20 protein-coding genes and 1 pseudogene are annotated in these 18,314 nt (G+C 37.4%); 6 read left to right on the top strand and 15 right to left on the bottom strand.

What is annotated here, in order from left to right; translation table 11 throughout:
• Nucleotides 1-200 precede the first annotated feature (200 nt).
• The 4 genes from AC2TFD_RS08440 to AC2TFD_RS08425 are packed head-to-tail and all read right to left on the bottom strand — an operon-like array spanning nucleotide 201 to nucleotide 3,663.
• Complete coding sequence (locus AC2TFD_RS08440; RefSeq protein WP_132085730.1) at nucleotides 201-485, bottom strand: 4Fe-4S dicluster domain-containing protein; 285 nt, start codon at nucleotides 483-485, stop codon at nucleotides 201-203.
• A complete protein-coding gene (locus AC2TFD_RS08435) occupies nucleotides 485-1,780 on the bottom strand; it encodes an FAD-dependent oxidoreductase (protein ID WP_335516753.1) in 1,296 nt (431 codons plus the stop codon). The genes AC2TFD_RS08440 and AC2TFD_RS08435 overlap by 1 nt, the downstream gene beginning before the upstream one ends.
• The gene (locus tag AC2TFD_RS08430) at nucleotides 1,764-2,804 is read right to left on the bottom strand and encodes an electron transfer flavoprotein subunit alpha/FixB family protein (RefSeq protein ID WP_335516750.1); all 1,041 of its coding nucleotides are present in this window, start codon (nucleotides 2,802-2,804) and stop codon (nucleotides 1,764-1,766) included. The genes AC2TFD_RS08435 and AC2TFD_RS08430 overlap by 17 nt, the downstream gene beginning before the upstream one ends.
• Nucleotides 2,805-2,835: 31 nt before the next feature.
• Nucleotides 2,836-3,663, bottom strand: coding sequence for an electron transfer flavoprotein subunit beta/FixA family protein (locus AC2TFD_RS08425; protein WP_484675430.1), 828 nt, complete (start codon nucleotides 3,661-3,663; stop codon nucleotides 2,836-2,838).
• 331 nt (nucleotides 3,664-3,994) lie between these two features.
• On the opposite strand from AC2TFD_RS08425, the gene AC2TFD_RS08420 reads away from it, so the two are divergent.
• A complete protein-coding gene (locus AC2TFD_RS08420) occupies nucleotides 3,995-4,726 on the top strand; it encodes a ZIP family metal transporter (protein WP_484675429.1) in 732 nt (243 codons plus the stop codon).
• Between the two features lie 17 nt (nucleotides 4,727-4,743).
• On the opposite strand, the gene AC2TFD_RS08415 is transcribed toward AC2TFD_RS08420, so the two are convergent.
• Nucleotides 4,744-4,980 carry an aspartyl-phosphate phosphatase Spo0E family protein gene (locus AC2TFD_RS08415; protein ID WP_335516741.1) on the bottom strand — a complete coding sequence of 79 codons (237 nt, stop codon included), beginning with the start codon at nucleotides 4,978-4,980 and terminating at the stop codon, nucleotides 4,744-4,746.
• Between the two features lie 232 nt (nucleotides 4,981-5,212).
• A complete protein-coding gene (locus tag AC2TFD_RS08410) occupies nucleotides 5,213-6,391 on the bottom strand; it encodes a pyridoxal phosphate-dependent aminotransferase (RefSeq protein ID WP_335516738.1) in 1,179 nt (392 codons plus the stop codon).
• 116 nt (nucleotides 6,392-6,507) lie between these two features.
• Here AC2TFD_RS08410 and AC2TFD_RS08405 point away from each other — a divergent pair, with 116 nt between their 5' ends.
• Complete coding sequence (locus AC2TFD_RS08405; RefSeq protein ID WP_335516735.1) at nucleotides 6,508-7,290, top strand: carbon-nitrogen family hydrolase; 783 nt, start codon at nucleotides 6,508-6,510, stop codon at nucleotides 7,288-7,290.
• Between the two features lie 56 nt (nucleotides 7,291-7,346).
• Here AC2TFD_RS08405 and AC2TFD_RS08400 read toward each other — a convergent pair whose 3' ends face one another.
• From AC2TFD_RS08400 to AC2TFD_RS08385, 4 genes are all read right to left on the bottom strand, one after another.
• A complete protein-coding gene (locus tag AC2TFD_RS08400; RefSeq protein WP_335516732.1) occupies nucleotides 7,347-8,408 on the bottom strand; it encodes an ATP-binding protein in 1,062 nt (353 codons plus the stop codon).
• Nucleotides 8,409-8,632: 224 nt separating this feature from the next.
• Nucleotides 8,633-9,505 carry an EamA family transporter gene (locus tag AC2TFD_RS08395; protein ID WP_335516729.1) on the bottom strand — a complete coding sequence of 291 codons (873 nt, stop codon included), beginning with the start codon at nucleotides 9,503-9,505 and terminating at the stop codon, nucleotides 8,633-8,635.
• 188 nt (nucleotides 9,506-9,693) lie between these two features.
• A complete protein-coding gene (locus AC2TFD_RS08390) occupies nucleotides 9,694-11,988 on the bottom strand; it encodes a thiamine pyrophosphate-dependent enzyme (protein ID WP_484675428.1) in 2,295 nt (764 codons plus the stop codon).
• Nucleotides 11,988-13,001: a 2-oxoacid:acceptor oxidoreductase family protein gene (locus tag AC2TFD_RS08385; RefSeq protein WP_335516724.1), complete on the bottom strand. Its 1,014-nt coding sequence runs from the start codon at nucleotides 12,999-13,001 to the stop codon at nucleotides 11,988-11,990. Before AC2TFD_RS08385 ends, AC2TFD_RS08390 begins: the two co-directional genes overlap by 1 nt.
• Before the next feature lie 293 nt (nucleotides 13,002-13,294).
• Here AC2TFD_RS08385 and AC2TFD_RS08380 point away from each other — a divergent pair, with 293 nt between their 5' ends.
• Complete coding sequence (locus tag AC2TFD_RS08380; RefSeq protein ID WP_335567531.1) at nucleotides 13,295-15,040, top strand: B12-binding domain-containing radical SAM protein; 1,746 nt, start codon at nucleotides 13,295-13,297, stop codon at nucleotides 15,038-15,040.
• Nucleotides 15,041-15,063: 23 nt separating this feature from the next.
• Here AC2TFD_RS08380 and AC2TFD_RS08375 read toward each other — a convergent pair whose 3' ends face one another.
• Both AC2TFD_RS08375 and AC2TFD_RS08370 read right to left on the bottom strand, forming a co-directional pair.
• Nucleotides 15,064-15,198: a hypothetical protein gene (locus AC2TFD_RS08375; protein ID WP_335517914.1), complete on the bottom strand. Its 135-nt coding sequence runs from the start codon at nucleotides 15,196-15,198 to the stop codon at nucleotides 15,064-15,066.
• Entirely contained in the window at nucleotides 15,199-15,360 is a 162-nt protein-coding gene (locus AC2TFD_RS08370; RefSeq protein WP_335517910.1) for a hypothetical protein, read from the bottom strand. It abuts the gene before it with no gap.
• A gap of 129 nt (nucleotides 15,361-15,489) precedes the next feature.
• On the opposite strand from AC2TFD_RS08370, the gene AC2TFD_RS08365 reads away from it, so the two are divergent.
• Nucleotides 15,490-15,840, top strand: a complete 351-nt coding sequence (locus AC2TFD_RS08365; protein ID WP_335517908.1) for a DUF3905 domain-containing protein — start codon at nucleotides 15,490-15,492, stop codon at nucleotides 15,838-15,840.
• Nucleotides 15,841-15,954: 114 nt separating this feature from the next.
• Entirely contained in the window at nucleotides 15,955-16,158 is a 204-nt protein-coding gene (locus tag AC2TFD_RS08360; protein WP_335517904.1) for an alpha/beta-type small acid-soluble spore protein, read from the top strand.
• A 43-nt stretch (nucleotides 16,159-16,201) separates the two neighbouring features.
• Here the strand turns inward: AC2TFD_RS08360 and AC2TFD_RS08355 are convergent, their stop codons facing one another.
• The 3 genes and pseudogenes from AC2TFD_RS08355 to sigI form a co-directional block, all read right to left on the bottom strand.
• Nucleotides 16,202-17,242: an anti-sigma-I factor RsgI family protein gene (locus AC2TFD_RS08355; protein ID WP_420489159.1), complete on the bottom strand. Its 1,041-nt coding sequence runs from the start codon at nucleotides 17,240-17,242 to the stop codon at nucleotides 16,202-16,204.
• Between the two features lie 15 nt (nucleotides 17,243-17,257).
• Nucleotides 17,258-17,326 (bottom strand): annotated as a pseudogene (locus tag AC2TFD_RS08350) (anti-sigma factor domain-containing protein); the annotation flags it as partial.
• A complete protein-coding gene (sigI, locus tag AC2TFD_RS08345; protein WP_335517921.1) occupies nucleotides 17,323-18,078 on the bottom strand; it encodes an RNA polymerase sigma factor SigI in 756 nt (251 codons plus the stop codon). The pseudogene AC2TFD_RS08350 and the gene sigI, both read right to left, overlap by 4 nt.
• Nucleotides 18,079-18,140: 62 nt before the next feature.
• Here sigI and AC2TFD_RS08340 point away from each other — a divergent pair, with 62 nt between their 5' ends.
• The gene (locus AC2TFD_RS08340) at nucleotides 18,141-18,302 is read left to right on the top strand and encodes a hypothetical protein (RefSeq protein ID WP_484675427.1); all 162 of its coding nucleotides are present in this window, start codon (nucleotides 18,141-18,143) and stop codon (nucleotides 18,300-18,302) included.
• Nucleotides 18,303-18,314: the final 12 nt, after the last annotated feature.

Raw genomic sequence — 18,314 nt, 5'->3', positions numbered from 1 at the left:
TCGGCATTAACTTGGAAAATTGAATTAAATTTATGTCAGGTATTAATACCAAATACTAAGTGGATTATATCACAACTATTCAGAATTAAACTAACAAAAGAATTTTACAAAAAAAGGCAGCACAACCGATTCAACGGTGAAGTGCTGCCTCTGTTCTATCAAACTCAGTTAATTTTACCGTTTTTGTAACCACAACTTCTTTATGCTAATCTAAAAACTATTCCATGCCCGCCTTTTGGATATTCCCACTTGATGTTTTGATGCGGGCAGCCTATTCGGCAGCTGCCGCATTCGTGGCAGCCTTCATACCCGACCTGCATCCGTAATCCTTCCCATTTGTACACTTCAGCAGGGCAGAAAATCGTGCAAATCTTATCCGGGCATTTTGTCATACAAATATCGTTGTCCATAACTGTAAGATGTGACTTCGTATCAGCTTTAAAACGAAGAAGGTACTGTTTTTCTTCGATATTCTTAGTTGACATTATTTCACCGCCTTCCAAGCACGATAAATATCTTGTATAACTTTAATCGTTCCTCTTTCTGCTGTTACACTCTTCATAATCTCCTTTTGTTTCTCTCTCTTAGGAGTTCCATCAACGGTGAAGAATTTGCTCATCGCTTTGTTCATCATTGGTACATATTCTTTGAAATATTGTGGATTATTCTCAAACGTATGTGTTGCGTCTTTGTATTTCTCTAAATCTTTGATTATGAAGCTATCATAAAGCTTTTGACGGTAAAGATTTAAACCAGATTCCGAAAAGTCTCCACGGTGCTTCGCCTCAATAACCGTTTCAGCAGCAAGCAGGCCAGAGTGCATTGCCATGTTTGAACCTTCACGATGAATCGCATTGACTAGCTGTGCAGCGTCTCCAACTACCACTACACCGTTCCCAGCTACTTTTGGTACCGAACGATAACCTCCCTCTGGAATTAAGTGGGCTAGATACTCAGCTGATTCACCACCAGCCAGCATCGGTTTAACCATAGGATGAGTTTTTAAATAGTCTAGAAGATCATAAGGCTTCATTTTTGATTTGATCATACTAGACAGAGTGGTGCCTACTCCGATGTTCAAACTATCTTTATTCGTATATAAAAATGCAGTTCCTAGGTTTCCTTTTGTTGAATCACCGAATATTTCAATCGTACATCCTTGATTATCCTCTAGATTAAAACGATCATTAATTTTTTCTTTAGGTAAATTTATAACTTCCATAACGGTTAAGGCTACCTCATCCGGCCGGAATTCTTTATGGAAACCTAGCTGTTTGGAGAGAAGTGAGTTTACCCCATCTGCAAGAACAACTACATCTGCATATACTTCGCCGTTTGGGCGGTCAGTCCGAATACCTATAACCTTTCCGTTTTCAACAATACACTCTGTTACAACTGTTTCATTTATCAGAAGCGCACCTGCTTCAACTGCTTTTTTGGCAAACCATTGATCAAATTGCGCCCTTAGGACAGTAAAGTTATTATAGGGTTCAACACCCCATTCAAGACCTTTGTAACCAAATTGAACAACGGATTCCTTATCCATCATCCAAAAACGCTGTTCTATTACCGGCCTTTCGAGTGGAGCTTCTTTCCAAAATTCAGGAATTAGCTCTTCCATTTGCTTTCGATATAACACTCCGCCCATTACGTTTTTACTTCCAGGATATTCTCCTCTTTCAATTAGCAACACGTTTAAACCGTTTTGGGCACAAACAAGTGCACAAGATGTTCCTGCTGGTCCTGCCCCAACAACAATCACATCAAATTTTTCTGGCATAGCTCACTTCACCGCCTTTTTCATTTCGCTGCTGTTTAAATTGCTGAATTAATTTAGGTACAATTTCCAATGCATCTCCTACAATTCCGTATGTGGCTACATCAAAAATTGGTGCATTGGGATCCTTATTAATAGCGATGATTAAATCTGAATTTTTCATACCCACTACGTGCTGGATAGCGCCAGATAGAGCAATAGCAAAGTAAATTTTTGGGGTTACAGTTTCACCTGTCTGGCCGATTTGCAGCTCATGCGGCAGCCAGCCTGCTTCTACCACATCTCTGGTACCGCCAACGGTTGCTCCAATTGTATCTGCAAGCTCATAAAGAATTTGGAAGTTTTGAACATCCCCCATTCCTTTACCGCCACAAACAATCACATGTGCATCAGCTAAATTTGCCTTTTTTGTTACGTCATTCACAATTTGCAGTACTTTGGTGCGCATATCTTCTTCTCTAAGCGTAATGCTTTCTTCAATAATTCTACCTGTTCTTCCTGTATCTGGCTCTAGGGCTTTCATTACTTTTGGCCTTACAGTTGCCATTTGCGGCCGGTGCTTTTTACAGAGAATCGTAGCCATAATATTACCGCCAAATGCAGGTCGGCTCGCCTCCAGCAAACGGTTACTCACATCAACATCGAGCATCGTTGTATCAGCTGTTAAACCCGTTACTAAATCCGTTGCTACAGCACTTGCTAAATCTTTTCCATTTGGAGTTGCGCCGTATAGAATGATCTCAGGCTTGTATTTTGGAACAAGCTGCATAACACCCTTCATGTACGATTCTGTCCGATAATCTTTTAATACCGGGTGATCAACAAGATATACTTCATCTGCACCATAAGCGATTAATTGATTAGCCAATGGTTTGATTCCGCTCCCAAGTAAAAAACCGGCTAATGGAACTTCTAATTTGTCCGCAAGCTTTCGACCTGCTCCCAGAAGCTCGAGTGAAACGCCTTCAATTTTACCGCCATTTTGTTCAATAAATATCCAAACGCCACGGTATTCATCAAAATTCATATAAACCCCTCCCTGCACCAAAAAAATAATCTTATTGTTTAGATGACTGTAATGTTAAAACGTCTTTTTGCTCGAGTAAGATATCCATGAGCTGTTTAACCTGCTCATCCGGGGAACCATCAATTCTCTTTCCGCCTTCAGGACGTGGAGGAGTAAACATTTTTCCAACTATTGTTGGTGAACCTTTAAGACCGAGCTGCACACGGTCAACATTTTCTAGATCACTAACAGCCCAAATGATTGGTTCATATCTTGCAGCTTTAATCATATTTGGCATTGGTGAGTATTCAATCTGGTTTATTTCTTTTTCAACGGTAAGAAGACATGGCAATTCTGATTGAATTAATTCATAGCCGCTAGATAATTTTCTTTTGATTAAGACGGTTTTTTCTTCTAAGTTGACCTCAGGTACTTCAATTACATTGGTTACTGGTGGAATGTCCAACCTTCTGGCAATACCAGGCCCCACCTGACCAGTGTCTCCATCAATGGCATGTTTACCGCAAATAATCATATCAACAGGAATTTCCTTATTGATTTTTTCTAATGCCTTGAATAAGGCATAACTGGTTGCCAATGTATCTGCCCCAGCAAAGGCACGGTCGGTGATTAAATATCCTCGGTCTGCACCAATTTCAATACTTTTTTTAATAACAGCAGTTGCTTGCGGCGGTCCCATCGACAATACTGAGATTGTACCCCCAGTCTTTTCCCTAATGCTTACAGCCTCTTGAACAGCATGAGCATCGTAAGGATTTAAAATGGCTGGTGCGCTGCGGCGGTCGAGTGTGTTTGTTTTTGGATTGATTTTTATGATTTTTGTATCTGGAACTTGTTTGACACATACGACAATGTGCATGTAGGAAATACCCTCCCCCATATTTGCTATGTTTGTTGTGAAAGCGCTTGCCTTCATTGGTTATTAAAAATGCCATATTACGATATATGAATCGCAACACAAGCATAGTACCAATCTTTGATAGATTTCTTTTTAAAATAGATAAATTTATGGATTATGGTAAATTCTAGAAGTATGAAGTTGGAGCATTTCGTGATGTGAGTGGTTATGATAAAAAAATAGGGTTAATTTAACTATAAAAAATATTCAAATATAAACAATGATAAAAATCACAGTTTCTGTCAAATTGTGTAGATAATTTTATTTTTACCGATGAAAGGTTGAGGATGATATGGTAGAAGTAGTAGTAGGGAGTGTTCTTTCTGCTTTATCTACTGGCGCAGGTGCCCTAATTATTCTTTTTATTCATCAATCGGTTACACACCGGTGGATGGATATACTTTTAGCCTTTAGTGCAGGGATTATGATGGCTGCCTCAACCATTGGGCTTATTCCTGAGGCAATGAAACTTGGAGGTTTTTTATCACTTGCTATTGGAGTGTTCTGTGGGGTTTTGGCACTAACAACCCTTGAAAAAAAAATTCCACATATTGATCTAGAACACAATAAGGTAGGGATACAATTTGACGAAAAAGCTTTGCTCTTTATTGCAGCAATCACTCTTCATAATATTCCGGAGGGCTTATCAGTGGGGGTTAGTTATGCTTCACATACCGAAGAAACGGGGAATTTAATCGCGTTAGCCATTGGATTTCAAAATGCTCCGGAAGGCCTTCTTGTTGCCTTATTTTTAGTCAATCAAAAAATCAGCAAATTTAAGGCCTTCGTACTCGCGACTTTAACTGGAGCCATTGAAATTGTCACTGCATTCATTGGGTTTTATTTAACTTCATTTGTTCAGGGGCTTGTCCCATATGGTCTTTCTTTTGCAGCAGGTGCTATGTTGTTTATCATTTATAAAGAGTTAATCCCAGAAAGCCACGGGGATGGGAATGAGAGGGTTTCTACGTATGCATTTATTATTGGTCTCTTATTAATGGTCTTCCTGATTGATATTTTTTAAAGATGGAATCTTTTTCACTAAATGCATACCTTCGGATATATCATAATCATTTGCTTAAACGCAAATCTAACTTCTTCCTTTGAACCTGAAAATTGCTGGGAGGCTTTTTGATACTCGTTAATTAAAATATCAAGCTCCTGGCTGTATTTTATTGTTTCCTCACTTGTATAACCTTTTGTGTTTGCACAATTTATCATCATTTCGCGTTTTACTTTTATCGCATCAAGCATCTCAGAAGGGTTATTACCATCCATGTACAATTTTCTCCACCTACTCCTTACTCTTTTAAACTAAAATGCTAATTAATTTGTTTACCTGATGAATTATATCTAAGATTTCAGATAAAAGTAAACACTTTCGCAAAAGTAGACAAAATAAGCATTTTTCGACATAATTTGCATGTTTTTTATAGTTTTTGCGACAATCATTCTCCATATCTACGGATTGTTTCAAAAAAGAAAAACTGACTGCAGCTGCAGCCAGTACTTAACTTTTGAAAATTCCTAGCTTACTTATTCTTCTAACTACTTCATTCAGGCGATCTTCTGATGTGAGCAAGCCAACACGAACATAGCCTTCTCCAAGCTCGCCAAAGGCTACTCCTGGCGCGACTGCAATATGAGCTTTATCTAGTAAGATATCAGCAAATTCAGTCGAAGTCAGCCCTTCAGGAACTTTTAGCCAGGCAAAAAATGAACCCTTTGGCGCCGTCACATTCCAGCCTAATGAACGAAGACCAGTTATCAAAACATTTCTCCTCCGCTCATAAAGCTTATTTAATTCTCGTACACAATCTTGTGGTCCTGTTAATGCTTCGGCTGCTGCTTCCTGTATTCCTCCGAATAAGCTGCAATACAGGTGATCTTGTAAAAGCTCAATAGCAGAAATAACACTGCTATTCCCCACAGCGAAACCGACACGCCACCCCGCCATATTGTAGGTTTTTGATAGCGTATAAATTTCTACACCAACTTCTTTAGCCCCTTTTGTTTGCAGAAAGCTTATCGCCTGATTTCCATCAAAACCCAATGCACCATAAGCAAAGTCGTGGACAACACATATATCATGTTGGCTTGCAAGTTTGACGGTTTTTTCAAAAAACTCTTTTGTTGCAATAGCACCAGTTGGATTGTTAGGATAATTAAGAAACATTAATTTTGCTTTTTTAATCAACTCTGCAGGGATTTCATTATAATCTGGAAGAAAGTTATTTTGTTCCCGTAATGGCATTATGACCATTTCTGCTTGTGCCAGTTCCACCCCAGACAGGTAATCTGGATATCCTGGATCAGGAACAAGAATGGTATCTCCTGGATTTAATAAGCATTGCGGTATTTCTACCAATCCAGCCTTACCGCCAAACAAAATAGCCACTTCTTTTTCCGGATCAATTTTCACATTATATTCACTTTGATAATAATCAGCAGCTGCCTGCTTTAAATAGCGATGTCCCTGAAAGGGAGAATACTTATGGTTCGCTGGGTTCGCTGCGGCTTCTTGCATTTTTTTTACTATATGCTCAGGAGTAGCCTGATCTGGATTCCCCTGCCCTAAATTAATGACATCATAGCCTTGATCAATGTATTTTCCTACCTTTTTAACCAATGAAGCAAAGAACTGTTTGGGAAGATTATTTAATCTCTGCGATGTTGGAAATTGTTTCATTATGTCACCTGCTTTATTTATTTCTCATAATTGTTGAATTCTAGTCACAAATGATATAACTTTTAATACATCTTGTAAAGCAAAAAATTCTGAAATTTTAAATGAGGTGAAGTTTGGTGAAAGTTAAAATATCTTGTCTGCAAATGGATATTGCCTTTGGAGATCCAAATAAGAACTATCAAAATGCAGAAAAACTAATTAAAGAAGCGATGAAAGAAAAACCAGATATTATTGTCCTTCCAGAGTTGTGGACAACCGGCTATGACTTAACTCGACTTGATACCATTGCCGATAAAGGATCAGCCAAGACGATTGATTTTTTGAAAAATGCTGCAAAGAAATATAAAGTACACTTTGTCGGGGGATCAGTCGCAAATCAGAGTGATAATGGAGTTAAAAATACTCTTATTATCATCGATAATAACGGCCAGCTAGTTCACTCTTATAGTAAACTACATCTTTTCAAATTAATGCATGAACACCTGTATCTAAAAGCAGGAGATGAAAAAGGACTATTTCAATTAGATAATCGTAACTTTGCAGGAGTCATCTGCTACGATATTCGCTTTCCAGAATGGATTCGTGCACATACATCTGAAGGCGCGGAAGTACTATTTGTGGTTGCTGAATGGCCTTCTCCTCGTTTATCGCACTGGCGGTCATTGCTCATTGCAAGAGCAATAGAAAACCAGTGTTTCGTCATTGCCTGCAACCGCTCAGGTCATGATCCAAATAATGAATTTGCTGGACATTCCATGTTGATAGACCCATGGGGAGCCGTAATTGCAGAAGCCGGAGCAAAAGAAGAAATATTGTCAGCTGTTATCGAATTAGATCTTGTAAAAGATATTCGTAAGCAAATTCCAATATTTGAAGATAGAAGACCAGATTTCTATTAACCAATTATTAACCAATAAAAAACCACTACTAATTAAATAGTCAGTGGTTTTTCTACTTATGATTCATGTCTATATGGTAAAACAATCTTAAATATCGTTCCTATTCCTTCTTCACTTTCAACGTGAATATACCCATTATGTTCCTCTATAATTCTATAACTAACCATTAAACCAAGTCCATTACCTGTTTCTTTCGTCGTATAAAATGGTTCTCCAAGCTTGTTTAACTTTTCCTTTGGAATTCCTATTCCCGTATCTCGGATCGAGATTTGTATAAATTGATCATCAAATTGATTTATTTTGATGGTAATAGTTCCACCGCTAGGCATTACTTCAATCGCATTTTTGATTAGATTAATAAAAACCTTCTTAAGTTGATTAGGTTCACAAAAAATGGATGGCAGAAAGTCTTCATAAAAAGTACTGAATTGAACATTATAAAGAACTGCTTGGGCACTAAGTAAATCAACGGTTTCGCGCATAATTTGACAAATATCTTTCTCTGTGAATCTAATTTCTTGTGGTTTTGCAAGTATTAAAAACTCATTAATAATAGAATCAATTCTTGCTAACTCTGATGTAATGACATCGTAATACATCGAATGCTCCGCTCTGATACTCGGCTCTAGTAATTGGATAAACCCTTTCAAAGCCGTCATTGGATTTCTTATTTCATGAGCAATACCCGCTGCAAGTTCACCAATAATATTCAGCCGCTCTGATTTCCTCAGTTGTTCCTGCATATCAGCCTTTTCGGTAACATCAATAATAACTGTAAGATTTAGTCCCTCTAGAATCCCACGCTTAGTGGAGTAATCAAAGTGCCTCAATCTCCCGTCATTCCATTTGATGACAATTGTTGAATATTGTTCACCGTTTTTTGTTACCTGCTCTATATGATTAATTATTTCCTGTTTTTTCTCTCCTACCTGATTAAATAAATCAAGCAATGACTGACCGAGCAGCCTATCTTTTGGAAGACCGAATATTTTTTCTGCTGAACCATTGATATCCACAATTTGATTGGCTTCATTCCATAGAATCAGTCCTTCAATAGAATTATCAAATATTATTCTGAATTTTTGTTCGTCTTCTCTTAAGTTCTGGTTCTGTTTCATTATTTTTTCCAGATTCTATCACCCGCCCCAAGAACCCCAAAATAAGGTAAAATCATTAATCCTATATTCTACATTATAATATAAATTCCTTTTTACTTGACTAAAAAAAAGAAATATGTTGGTTATATGGCTTGGGAAATTATTAAAAAACCCAGCAAGGAAACCGATCACCTAGCTGGGCTCAACAAATTTACTTTTATTCATTTAAGGCCCGAAAAACCGCTTTAAGATGCGATACGCAGGATAAGAATTCCTACAAAAGCCATAGAAAGGCCGGTTATTTCACGTTTGGTCCAATTTTCCTTCAAATAAAAGCGGGCATATAAAATTACAAACGCGACATTCATCGCCACAATCGCCGAGACAATTCCGGTAATTCCATCACGAAATGCAGGGAAAATTAGGATCATACCAACTGCATTTGTAATTCCTACGAACATCCCCCAAACGATTGTTTTTTTTACGCTCCACCTTTCAAGTGACTTTTCCTTATCTAATGATTTTGCAGCATTTTTCCTGGCAATTGCCCATGAAATCCCGAAAAGAATACTGCCAGTGGTAAACATAACAGTTAAGACCGGCAGGGTTGATGCCCCGGAAAGAGTTGCCTGTTTCACCGATACGTCGGTAAATCCGAAGAAGAGCATTGTTAAAATTCCCCATTGAATTCCTTTTAATTGATCGAGCTTTAAGTCCTGTGAATATTTAACCAGAAGCAACCCAGCCAACACAATGAAAAATGCTATAAATTGCCAGCCCGTTAGTCCTTCACCCCAAAGGAAATAGGCAACAATCATGACGACCAACGGGGGCAGTCCAGTAAATAAAGCAACAATGGAGGCCTTTCCGACAGCATACCCTTTATACATTGAAGCATTCGCAACAAACGAAAATGTCCCCATTAAGACTCCAAACAACGCCTCTGTTGTCCATGATTGTCCGATGAAAATATTCCCAGCCACCGTAATGAGGGTACCAGATAAATAGACACCTAAGAGCAGTAAATTACGATCGATCGGTCTTTGTGACGTCCAATGATATAAAATTCCCCTTAAGCCAAAGCAACTGGCAGCGGCGACAGCAAAAATAAACCACATAGCTTCCTTCTCCTAATCTTTGTTATAATCCTAACCATAAAAGCAGTTGGACTTGCTAGTAATCTAGCAACCTCCTGCTTTGACTATAAAATAATAAAAACAAAATTATAGCAAAGATTATCATGGAAATGGAATTGTTGCAATCTTTTAAATTGAATCGACGAATCTTTTGGAGGAAAATCACCCTTTTATAAAAATGGATTTTCGTGTTTTGCTTTTAGACGCTGCCATCTCTTTTCGACTTCTGCTTCAAATTCTTCTAAGATTGATTGGTTTTCGTCTTTTAGAAGATGTTTGGTTTTCCCCATATTTTTTAGCCAGTCCGAAATAGGAACACGTTTGTTTTTATCTTCTGGATCGTAGGTGATGCTGGTAACGCCTTGTTCTACTTCATATAACGGGAAGAAACAGGAGTTTACAGCCTTTTCAAGTATGGTTGCTCCGTAGCGGTCTTCAGATTTCCAGTTTAACGGACATGTGATTAAAATTTTTCCATAAACAGAACCTACATTTTGTGCGTACCACTGTGCTTTAGCACCTTTTTTAATTAAGTCTTGCGGGAAAGCTTCCGCACCTGTAAAAACGTAAGGAATATTAGTTGCCGCCATAATTTGAGCTGTATCCTTATGATGGAATCCTTTTCCTTTCTGTGCCTTACCCACACCTGATGTGCTTGTCATATGACCAATTGGTGTAGAATAAGACATCTGAGAACCTGTATTCATATAACCTTCGTTGTCATATTCGAGCATGATGAGCTTATGGCCGCGAAGGGCTGTACCAATAGCAGACCCCATTCCAATGTCCATACCGCCATCTCCAGTAATCATCACAAACGTTGCATCTTCTGATACTTCTATTTCACCGCGGCGCTTTAATTCTAGGAATGCCTCTAGTGTCCCAGATAATGTTGCAGCACCATTTTGGAATAGGTTATGAATCATCGTTTGTTTGTGAGATGTGTGCGGATATGATGTAGTCGTTACATATGCACATCCCGTTTGGAATAATGTGACGATGTCACCTTCAATTCCTTTAAAGAACAATTCAAGTCCAGCAAATATACCACAGCCCGGGCATGCCCCGTGTCCTGAGGCGATTCGCTTCGGTTTTGTTGTTAGTGCACGAAGAGGTGGTATTTTCACCTTTAGCTTATTTGTTTCTTCATCCATTTTTACATCTATTAATCCTGTTTTATACACATCACCGTGCTGTGGTGTAATTACCGGTTTCAGGACCTTTTCCGAATCCCCTGGAATATGGCCATAATAATCAAATGGCTTTTCAGCAAAACCTTTTTCCATAGCATCAATTGTCATATCAAAGAATTTATGGGCATCAGTAGCATAAAAATCCTTGCCTCCCAGTCCAAATACACGACTTAGGACAATCGTTTGATTGTTTCGGTCTTCTTGAAGTGCTGATTTCACTTCATGCGTTAAATTCGGACCATTTGCGCCATACGAATCAGCGCGTTCACCTACTAATAATGCTTTAACATTTTTCAGTGCCTCACGTATTTCCTTGGCAGGGAAAGGACGAATAATATTTGGACTAATGATGCCAGCCTTAATACCTTGTACACGTAATTGATCGACAACATCTTTGGCAGATTCAGCAGCTGAGTTTAATAAGAATAATGCTACCTCTGCATCTTCCATTTTGTATAGATCAAGAACCGGATATTCTCGACCAGAAATTCGTGCATATTCAGCACCAACCTCTTTGAATACCTCACCTGCTGCGTAAATAGCTTCAGATTGTTGGAAATGATTATTAATCAAATCATCTCCATTCATATGTGCACCTATGGTCACTGGTCTTTTCGGATCTCTGGCAAAATGGTAATCAGTTGGACATTCGCCAACAAACTGCTGAACTACCTTTCGATCTCTAAAGTATTCTACTCGACGCTTTTGATGGGACGTAAAGAAACCATCATAAGCAACGATAACTGGCAAGCGAACCTTTGAATGTTCAGCGATTTTAAGCGCCATAATATTCATATCATAAACAGCCTGAGGTGTTCTGGCCGTTAGGATTACCCAGCCCGTATTTAATGCAAAGTAAAGGTCAGAATGATCCCCTCTAATATCTAGTGGTCCACTTACTGCACGTGTTACCAGATTCATGACCATCGGAAAACGTGTTCCTGCTTGTACAGGGAGCTGCTCGATCATATATAATAATCCATTTGCACTCGTTGCGTTGAAAACCCTGGCTCCAGTAGCTGCAGCACCATAGCAAATACCAGCAGAACCATGCTCACCGTCCGCTGGGATTAATTTAATATCATGTTCACCGCGGGCTTTCATTTGGTCTAAAAATTGCGCAACCTCAGTTGAAGGGGTAATTGGGAAATATCCCATTATATGATAATTGATTTGTGCTGCTGCCATAGCAGCCATTTCATTCCCTGATTCAAAGGTTGAAAGCTGTTCAGCAACAGACGTTTTGGTTATTTGATCTTCTAACATTGCCATTAAGAAATCCCCCCTGCAAGATATGGAAAGTTCTGTTTTACGCGGTTCGCTTCAGCATATCCAATCATTTCACGAAGATCACCTAAAGCATCAGTTGGACAAGCTTCAACACATTTTAAACATCCCTTACAATATTGATAATCAATTCCTTTTAGGAACATCTGCTTTCTGCCCTTTTTATCTTTACCAGCTTCCCAGACGAAACAGTAATCCGGACAGACATTATCACAAGCAGCACAGTGGATACATTTATCTTGTTGTAACTGTGGAAGAAATCCTTGTCTTGAGCCGCTTAAATCTTTCAAGATACTGTTTCCCTGCGCGTTCATTACTCCGCCAATTTCCTGAGTCAGGTATCCTAATTGCGGGAGCGGGCGGGTAAAACTTTTACCATCTGCTCCTTCCGGGACTTCATAGGTTTTAAATTGAACTTCATTATATCCGCGATCAAATGTACGAATATTAGGTTCTACTAAATGTGGATATTTCTTTTCAAATGTTTTTCGAATGACATTTCTCATTGATTCTGGATCAAGGAAATCACAAATACGATATAATGCACCAAGCATCGCAGTGTTTACCTTTGTTTTTTCCTCAACAGCAATGGTTAAAGCGTCTACAAGGGCAAGTTTTCCATATTCTAACCTTAAATCTTTTCTAACATCATCAAACTCTCTTGCTGTATTTACAAGTGCAATTCCATCAGCATTCAATCCGCTGACTACATCAACTGTTTTATATAGTGCTTCATGAAAAACCGCAACGATATGGGGTTGTTCAATTGGACTATGATCTCTTATTTCTACATCTGGATCACAATACCGGATAAAGCTTTTTACTGGTGAGCCTTTCTTTTCTGAACCATATGATGAAAAGTTCGATCCGTTCAAACCCAGACCTAGAACTCCAGCTTCTGCGAGCATTTTTCCTGCTAAGTTAGCTCCAAGACCCCCTATAGATTCAAGACGGATTTCAAAGAATCCAAGCTCATTTTTCTTTGGTAAAATAGACATTGTGTCCCTCCCCTTCCTTAATAAAAAGACAGAAAATACATAAAATATAATTTCTCTTTACTCATTGTAGGATATATCATTTTTTTAGGCTGTGATAAAAATCAAACATCCTTAAAAAAATTATGTAACACATTTCAAAAATTTAAATAAAATGCCAATTTGTATGCGTTTGGCAATACATTTTAATTATATAACAGTTTATTTTCTGTATTATAACAATCTTGTGATTATCATTTCTATGAAAAATGGGCTATAATATACTATTGTTTTTAATTTGTCAAAGGAGTTTTACTATGAACGTTATTTGCTGTACCTTAAATGCTAAATATATACACACGAACCTAGCGATTCGTTACTTAAAGGCTTATGCAGCCCCGGAATTTAACATCCACCTAAAGGAATATACAATTAAAGATCCGGTAATAAACATTGTCTCTGACCTCTATCAACAAAAGCCAACAGTCATTGGTTTTAGCTGCTATATCTGGAATATTGAAGAAACCATTAAAGTGGTCAACATGATTAAAAAAATCGATCCTTCGATCCAGATTGTTTTCGGCGGTCCCGAAGTAACCTATGATATAAATGAATGGATGGAAAAACTACCGAGTGTGGATTTTATTGTTATGGGGGAAGGAGAATATACCTTTAAACAACTTCTTTCCGAAATAAACGGAGAAAGAAACTATAAAAATGTTCACGGAATTGCATACCGTGATAATGGACAGGTAAAAATCACCCCACAGATGAATAAACTTGACCTAAGGGAACTCCCATCTCCTTATCGTTTTACCGAAGATAAAACTCATCTAGGTAAGCGTGTTACGTATATCGAAACAAGCAGGGGCTGTCCGTTTAGCTGCCAATTTTGTCTCTCATCCATCGAAGTGGGGGTACGCTATTTTGATAGAGAAAAAATTAAAGATGATATCAGATATTTAATGGCTAATGGTGCAAAGACCATTAAGTTTGTTGACCGAACATTTAATATAAGCAGAAGCTATGCGATGGAAATGTTCCGCTTTTTAATTGATGAGCATCTTCCAGGAACTGTTTTTCAATTTGAAATTACAGCCGATATCATGAGACCAGAAGTCATAGAATTTTTAAATAATGAGGCACCGAAAGGACTATTCCGATTTGAAATTGGTGTCCAATCCACAAATGATTACACCAATGAGCTAGTGATGCGGAAACAAAATTTCGCAAAACTAACCAGAACCGTGACGATGGTAAAAGACGGCGGAAAAATTGACCAGCATCTCGATTTAATTGCTGGCTTGCCTGAGGAAGACTACTCTTCTTTCCGTAAGACATTTAATGATGTTTTTGAATTGCGTCCTGAAGAACTTCAATTGGGTTTTTTGAAAATGCTTAGAGGAACTGGTTTAAGACTTCGAGCAGAAGACCATGATTATGTTTATATGGATCATTCACCCTACGAAATTTTGGGAAATAACATTCTTCCTTTCGATGATATTCTTAGAATCAAACAAGTCGAAGATGTGTTAGAAAAATATTGGAATGACCATCGCATGAACCATACCATTGAATATTTAGTAACGAAGGTGTTTCCTTCTCCTTTTGATTTTTTCCAAGAATTCGGAGCCTATTGGGATATGCAAGGCTGGTCTAGAATCGGGCACCAATTAGAGGATTTATTTCTGAGATTGTTCGCTTTCCTAGAATCCCGGTCGGTAAGTAACTTGGAGATTATTACAGGACTGATGAAATACGATTATTTAATTAATCATAAGTACAAGCCCCGAAAGCCTTGGTGGGAGCAAAGCTTAAATAAAAAGAGCAGAACGGAAGTTTATAAACAAATTGTTGAAAACCCATCACGTTTGGGACAGTCCTATTTGGAGCTTGAGCTCGATGAGAAGGATTTATATAAGCATACGATGGTAGAGGATCTTGCCTTTGATCTGGATGTTTATTTATCATCAGGAGAAATTATAAAACATCCTTCAAATTTATTAGCCTATTTTGACCCAGCAAATAAAGGGACATTAATCTTTTCTTTTATAGAGAATTAAACTAGCCGGCGTGGTACGCCGGCTTATCTTTCTTTTTTAGATGATTTTTTTTCGTTTTGTTTTGCCTGAAGTACTTCATATAGCTTTATTCCATTTACGTCACCAAATTCAATGCTAAATTCCTCGCGTGTGTTTTCCACACTTTCCTTTTTTTTCATTTAACTTCTTCCTTTTTTCCCTAGCTTTGAATTGCGGTTTGCAAACCGAATGGCATTATTATTATCTGTAAATTCTGCTGAAAATTCACTTTCCTGAACATTTTTATGAGGCGTTTTTGAATACTTTTCTACTGCATTATATTCAGCTTTTCGTTTAGCCACTCTAATCTCCTCCATTCATTGATGATACGTTGTTAGTTTCACCAAAAGCCAGGATTCAATCACTTCCTTATTTTTCATAAATAAAATTGTTCATCCCGCAAAAAATAAGAAAAAACAGGAGTGAGATATATGACAAAAAAAGATAAAAATACACCCGAAAATCTAAGTGTTAATGAAACCATGCCCCACCAAATCAATGCACCAAGTTTTGAGGGAACAGGAATCAAAATGCAGCCGCCTTTCACCAATGAACATGGTGTTGTGATTGGGGACAGTAAATATGCTTCCCAAAACTCACCATTAGAGAATTGGAGTGAAAATACAGACCCTGCCATTATGGCTGGCGACAAATGGGTTCACCCGACAAATGATATCGGCTGGAATACAAGCGAAAATCGCGAATTACTAGAGAGTAAAAAGAAACCACAAGCCTATCCCTTTATGCATCCAACGATTGATGTAAGTAAGGGCAGTGATTAATGTTATCTAGCATCCAGATTCGCAAAACATTACCACTTATGAAATAGCTGATTTGAATCATAATACAATTACAGAGAAAAAATTCTCTGTATAGATACGAAGGAGTTGAAAACAATGGCTAACAGCAGCAATAAATTATTAGTTCCTGGAATCGAGCAGTATCTTGATCAAGTTAAATATGAGATTGCACAAGAGTTTGGTGTTAATTTAGGCTCTGATACAGTATCCCGCGCGAATGGTTCTGTTGGCGGCGAAATCACTAAAAGGTTAGTAAAGCAAGCCCAAGCGCAAATGTCGGGCCAATTTCCACAGCAATAATCTAACTAAATAACATGGAAAAAGTCCGGCACAAATGCCGGACTTATTTTTTATTCTCTTTACCATTATTAGTATTGTGATGATTTTGTTTATTCTCATTTTCTTGTTTATTTATTTTTTTGTTGTTCCCATTTTGATTCTGGTTTACTTGCTCTTTATTGTGTTTTTCATATTGATTCGGGTTCTCTTGCTCTTTATTTTGTTTTTTATTTTGATTACCAGGTGAACCTTGATTTCCATTTTTTTGCTTATTTACGACTGGATTATTAATGTCGTTTTGGCTGTTGACACTTTGATCTATGTTATCGTTTGTTATTGTTTGACTTTGTTCATTATGGTTGGTGTTACTTGGATTGTTGTTTGTTTCATCCTGCTTTTTTATTTGCCCTGGCGGCAATTTTGCTTCAGTAGAAGTTCCTGAAGGAGCATTACTTTTATGTTTTATTTTCTCCGTTTTTGTTGATTTCTTATTTTTTGCAGATTTATTTTTTTGTGCTGATTCATTTTTTGTCTGATAATAGATTCCAACTGACTTACCCGAATTTTTGGCTTTCTCAATTTCTTCTTGCGTAGAAGTATACATTTTTACTTCTACGAGGTTTTTATCGTCATTTTGTTTGATGCTTTCAATATTGTCCTGAAGTTTTGCTGCCACTGTTTCTTTTAATTGGTCCGTCTTTACCGTTGAAATTACTACAGGTTCGGTTTTATGAATATAACCTTCGTCCTTTAACTCTGATAGAATAATCAAAGTTAATTCGGAGGCATCTTTTTTCTTCCAATCCTCTATCTGAGAAATGATATGTTTTGCCTCTTTCGTAAACCCCTTTAATTCGACAACTTGCATTCTTTTATTAAGTCCCATTTCAATATTCGTACCGGCATCTATGGTCATATATGCGTAGGCCTTATTACTTTGGTATACCGGAATCATTGAACCAATACAAATAACTAATACCGCAATGGACATCCAAACTTTTTTTAAAGTAAAAAAGTTTTTAAAAGGATTATTTTTTTTGCTGCTCAAATAATCGGTAACTGGGGAAAAACAGATTTCTTCACCTATTGAATAGTGCTGATCCATTTTGCGGGCACGCAGGAATTCACCCTCTGGAGTTAATAGAGTCAGATAAGGATCATTAACCTCCAGTACAATTCCTTTCCTCATGTCTCTAGCACCCCCTTTAAATAATCGTTTAAGTATACAAATTCGCTAGAAAGTATAAGTGCAATGGCAATGATATACTTCCTGTTCCGTTCAATCGTCTTTCTGCTGACATCTACTAATTTTTCTAATTGTTTAATTGGAAGACGCTTTTTTTCAAATAAAAAGTCCTTTAATTCCTTTTTCTCCACTAATACCTTAGCAATTAATATAGCATTTTCCCTTGCATCTATATGCTTGGGAGAATTTTCAATCAAATCACTAAAGCTTAAGTCAAATGACGATAATAATTGGATAAATTGGATGATTTCTTCTTTCCTTTGTTCCTCATCCGATTTTTTCTTAAAATCCTCTAATGACAGCTCATTTACAATTACCATGCCTGCAGACTCTTCTTCGAGTGTTGAATAGGTTAAATCTATACTGACATGCTGGTTTTTTGATTGTTTTCGAATATAATCTATTACTCTTCTTTTAATTATTACTTCAGCAAACCTGAGTAGGGAATTTCCCTGCGCAGGTGAATATTTCTCAATAGCTTCATTAAATGCAATAAGACCAATGCTAAATTCATCATCGGTTTCAAAAATATATCGTTTACATACTGAAGAAACGTTTTTTGCAATAAATGGTTTATAAGAATCGATCATTTCATTTAAGAGTGAGCGGTCCCCCTGTTGGATTAACAGAACCGATTCTTCTAAAGTTCGCTTTTTATTTTTGGTTAAAAACAATAAACCTAGCACTGCCCTCACCTCTTTACCCATTCAATTATACCATACGGATAATAATGTGAGTTTTTTTGGGGGTGAAAGCATTGGTAAAAGTAGACCCAAAAAAGGCTATCTTTACTAAAGAAATACGCCTGCTAGTATTCGGTTATGGGGGTACAATAAGAAAGTTCAACAAAAAAAAGCTTCAAATCATGGTCAGATTTGAAGCGATTTTAAAATTTATTCTATTTGCAGTACATGTTTAAAAGGAAAAATAA

Source organism: Neobacillus sp. plas4, assembly GCF_057221695.1.
This window is presented reverse-complemented; position numbering and strand designations above follow the sequence as displayed.

Excerpts from the sequence above, each read along its gene's own strand:
- AC2TFD_RS08440 (WP_132085730.1), bottom strand. The coding sequence starts at position 485 with ATGTCAACTAAGAATATCGAAGAAAAACAGTACCTTCTTCGTTTTAAA.
- AC2TFD_RS08435 (WP_335516753.1), bottom strand. The coding sequence starts at position 1,780 with ATGCCAGAAAAATTTGATGTGATTGTTGTTGGGGCAGGACCAGCAGGA.
- AC2TFD_RS08430 (WP_335516750.1), bottom strand. The coding sequence starts at position 2,804 with ATGAATTTTGATGAATACCGTGGCGTTTGGATATTTATTGAACAAAAT.
- AC2TFD_RS08425 (WP_484675430.1), bottom strand. The coding sequence starts at position 3,663 with ATGCACATTGTCGTATGTGTCAAACAAGTTCCAGATACAAAAATCATA.
- AC2TFD_RS08420 (WP_484675429.1), top strand. The coding sequence starts at position 3,995 with ATGGTAGAAGTAGTAGTAGGGAGTGTTCTTTCTGCTTTATCTACTGGC.
- AC2TFD_RS08415 (WP_335516741.1), bottom strand. The coding sequence starts at position 4,980 with ATGGATGGTAATAACCCTTCTGAGATGCTTGATGCGATAAAAGTAAAA.
- AC2TFD_RS08410 (WP_335516738.1), bottom strand. The coding sequence starts at position 6,391 with ATGAAACAATTTCCAACATCGCAGAGATTAAATAATCTTCCCAAACAG.
- AC2TFD_RS08400 (WP_335516732.1), bottom strand. The coding sequence starts at position 8,408 with ATGAAACAGAACCAGAACTTAAGAGAAGACGAACAAAAATTCAGAATA.
- AC2TFD_RS08395 (WP_335516729.1), bottom strand. The coding sequence starts at position 9,505 with ATGTGGTTTATTTTTGCTGTCGCCGCTGCCAGTTGCTTTGGCTTAAGG.
- AC2TFD_RS08390 (WP_484675428.1), bottom strand. The coding sequence starts at position 11,988 with ATGGCAATGTTAGAAGATCAAATAACCAAAACGTCTGTTGCTGAACAG.
- AC2TFD_RS08385 (WP_335516724.1), bottom strand. The coding sequence starts at position 13,001 with ATGTCTATTTTACCAAAGAAAAATGAGCTTGGATTCTTTGAAATCCGT.
- AC2TFD_RS08380 (WP_335567531.1), top strand. The coding sequence starts at position 13,295 with ATGAACGTTATTTGCTGTACCTTAAATGCTAAATATATACACACGAAC.
- AC2TFD_RS08375 (WP_335517914.1), bottom strand. The coding sequence starts at position 15,198 with ATGAAAAAAAAGGAAAGTGTGGAAAACACACGCGAGGAATTTAGCATT.
- AC2TFD_RS08365 (WP_335517908.1), top strand. The coding sequence starts at position 15,490 with ATGACAAAAAAAGATAAAAATACACCCGAAAATCTAAGTGTTAATGAA.
- AC2TFD_RS08360 (WP_335517904.1), top strand. The coding sequence starts at position 15,955 with ATGGCTAACAGCAGCAATAAATTATTAGTTCCTGGAATCGAGCAGTAT.
- AC2TFD_RS08355 (WP_420489159.1), bottom strand. The coding sequence starts at position 17,242 with ATGGATCAGCACTATTCAATAGGTGAAGAAATCTGTTTTTCCCCAGTT.